This is a genomic window from Stenotrophomonas sp. P5_B8 (assembly GCF_054049855.1).
Genome location: NZ_JBFULO010000653.1, coordinates 1 through 1,473 on the forward strand (window position 1 = coordinate 1; position 1,473 = coordinate 1,473).

Here is a 1,473-nt window from a genome sequence, read left to right on the forward strand (position 1 = left end):
ATGGTCGGGTAGTCGGGCAGTTCCCCAGCAAGGTCAAGCCGGACGACAAGGCGCTGGTCGCGGCGATCGAACGTGAGCTGTCCGTCACGGCTGCAAAGCGCTGACGTCCTCGACATCTCGCATGTGCGTGCGACAATGATCGCTTTCGCGCCGACGTCGGCGTCCAGTCACTTCCAGGAAAGCAGCGAATGAAGATGGGAATGCGCGGCGCCGCGGCGTCGGTTCTGATTCTGGCGATGGGTGCCACCGGTACCGTGATGTCGCAACAACCGGCCGCGCGTGCGGCCGTCAAGGAGACCTCCGCTTTGAACTCCCAACGGGAAAAGCTCGGCTACGCCATCGGCATCGATGTGGCCAACTCGTTCGCCCCGATCTCCAGCGAGATCGATCTGGTGGCACTGCGTCGCGCCATCACCAATGCCTTCGAAGGCAAGCAGCCGCTGATCAGCCAGGAAGAAGCGCAGAAGACCGACGGCGCGCTGCGCCAGGCGATGGCCGCCAAAAGTGGCCAGCCGGTGCCGGGCGTGGCCCCGGGTACCCCGGCGCCGAAGGTGGACCGTGAAAAGGTCGGCCTGATGCTGGGCAGCTACGCCGTTGGCCCGTCGCTGGCGCCGCTGAAGGACGATCTGGACCTGGATGCGCTGTTCGACGCGATCGGTACCACCTTCAACAAGGGCACCGCCAAGATGACCCCGGAGCAGGCCAAGGCCACGCTGGAAGGGTTCATGGCCGGCAAGCAGGCTGAAATGCAGGCCCAGGCGTCGGCCAAGGCCGGTACCAACCGGACCGAGGGCAATGCCTTCCTGGCCAAGAACAAGACCGTGCCGGGCGTAGTCACCACCCCGTCGGGCCTGCAGTACCAGGTGCTGCGTCCGGGGTCGGGCGAGCGTCCGATGCCGACCAGCAAGGTCCGCGTGAACTACGAAGGCAAGCTGCTGGACGGCACCGTCTTCGACAGCAGCTACGAGCGCGGCCAGCCGATCGAGTTCGGCCTGGACCAGGTCATCAAGGGCTGGTCCGAAGGCGTCTCGCTGATGCCGACCGGGTCCAAGTACCGCTTCTGGATCCCGGGCGAGCTGGCCTACGGCGAACAGGGCACGCCGGGCGGTCCGATCGGTCCGAACGCGACGCTGACCTTCGACGTCGAACTGCTCAACGTCCTGCCGTAAGCGAAACTGGAGTCCCCACGGACATGCGTGTAGCGATTTTCGGTACCGGTTACGTCGGTCTGGTCACGGGTACCTGCCTGGCCGATGTCGGCCACCAGGTGGTCTGCGTCGATATCGACCAGGCCAAGGTCGATGGCCTGAACCGTGGCGTCATCCCGATCTACGAACCGGGCCTGGAGCCGATGGTCAAGGCCAATCACGCCGCATCGCGGCTGGCCTTCACCACCGATGCCGCCAGCGCGATCACGCATGGCCAGGTGATTTTCATCGCCGTGGGCACGCCACCGGACGAGGACGGCAGCGC

The 1,473-nt window shown here is 65.6% G+C and carries 1 protein-coding gene and 2 pseudogenes; all 3 read left to right on the plus strand.

The genetic code is table 11. The features are described 5' to 3' along the window. Positions 1 to 104, plus strand: a pseudogene (locus tag ACXJKH_RS20385) (glutathione peroxidase); the annotation flags it as partial. Between the two features lie 84 nt (positions 105 to 188). Then, positions 189 to 1,169, plus strand: coding sequence for an FKBP-type peptidyl-prolyl cis-trans isomerase N-terminal domain-containing protein (locus ACXJKH_RS20390; RefSeq protein WP_256774569.1), 981 nt, complete (start codon positions 189 to 191; stop codon positions 1,167 to 1,169). Positions 1,170 to 1,192: 23 nt separating this feature from the next. Continuing rightward, positions 1,193 to 1,473, plus strand: a pseudogene (locus ACXJKH_RS20395) (UDP-glucose 6-dehydrogenase); the annotation flags it as partial.